Annotated in this window: 1 protein-coding gene; it reads right to left on the reverse strand. The window is 45.7% G+C overall.

What is annotated here, in order from left to right; translation table 11 throughout:
• Nucleotides 1–1,468: HYR domain-containing protein (locus DU428_RS13640; RefSeq protein WP_114436872.1), on the reverse strand; the 1,468-nt coding region annotated here is incomplete at both ends.

The raw sequence follows: 1,468 nt of genomic DNA on the forward strand, positions 1-1,468 counted from the left end.
GTCCAAGTCACTGTGGTTTCTCCAAGAGGGAACGTTGCCGGAGCATCATTGGTAACGGAAGCTACCCCGCAATTATCAGCTGTAGTTGGAGCCCCTAGAGCAACACTAGTTGCTATACAAGACGCATCCGCACTTATTACTACATCCGTAGGACAAGTAATTGTAGGAGGTGTTGTATCATTAACAGTTACCGTTTGTGTACAGGTAGCTGTAAGGCCTGTATTATCAGTTACTATCCAAGTCACTGTGGTTTCTCCAAGAGGGAACGTTGCCGGAGCATCATTGGTAACGGAAGCTACCCCGCAATTATCAGCTGTAGTTGGAGCCCCTAGAGCAACACTAGTTGCTATACAAGACGCATCCGCACTTATTACTACATCCGTAGGACAAGTAATTGTAGGAGGTGTTGTATCATTAACAGTTACCGTTTGTGTACAGGTAGCTGTAAGACCAGCGTTATCAGTTACTATCCAAGTCACTGTGGTTTCTCCAAGAGGGAACGTTGCCGGAGCATCATTGGTAACGGAAGCTACCCCGCAATTATCAGCTGTAGTTGGAGCCCCTAGAGTAACACTAGTTACTACACAAGACGCATCCGCACTTATTACTACATCCGCTGGACAAGTAATTGTAGGCGGCGTTGTATCATTGACAGTTACCGTTTGTGTACAGGTAGCTGTAAGACCAGTGTTATCAGTTACTGTCCAAGTCACTGTGGTTTCTCCAAGAGGAAAAGTGGCAGGAGCATCATTGGTAACGGAAGCTACTCCACAATTATCAACTGTAGTTGGAGTTCCTAGAGCAACACTAGTTGCCTCACAAGACGTATCTGTACTTATTACTAGATTCGTAGGACAAGTAATTGTAGGAGGCATTGTATCATTAACAGTTACCGTTTGTGTACAGGTAGCTGTAAGGCCTGCGTTATCAGTTACGGTCCAAGTCACTGTGGTTTCTCCAAGAGGGAACGTTGCCGGAGCATCATTGGTAACGGAAGCTACCCCGCAATTATCAGCTGTAGTTGGAGCCCCTAGAGCAACACTAGTTGCTATACAAGACGCATCCGCACTTATTACTACATCCGTAGGACAAGTAATTGTAGGAGGTGTTGTATCATTAACAGTTACCGTTTGTGTACAGGTAGCTGTAAGGCCTGTATTATCAGTTACTATCCAAGTCACTGTGGTTTCTCCAAGAGGGAACGTTGCCGGAGCATCATTGGTAACGGAAGCTACCCCGCAATTATCAGCTGTAGTTGGAGCCCCTAGAGCAACACTAGTTGCTATACAAGACGCATCCGCACTTATTACTACATCCGTAGGACAAGTAATTGTAGGCGGCGTTGTATCATTAACAGTTACCGTTTGTGTACAGGTAGCTGTAAGACCAGCGTTATCAGTTACTATCCAAGTTACTGTGGTTTCTCCAAGAGGGAACGTTGCCGGAGCATCATTGGTAACGGAAGCTA

The organism is Oceanihabitans sediminis (assembly GCF_003337215.1).
Classification (GTDB): Bacteria; Bacteroidota; Bacteroidia; order Flavobacteriales; family Flavobacteriaceae; genus Oceanihabitans; species Oceanihabitans sediminis.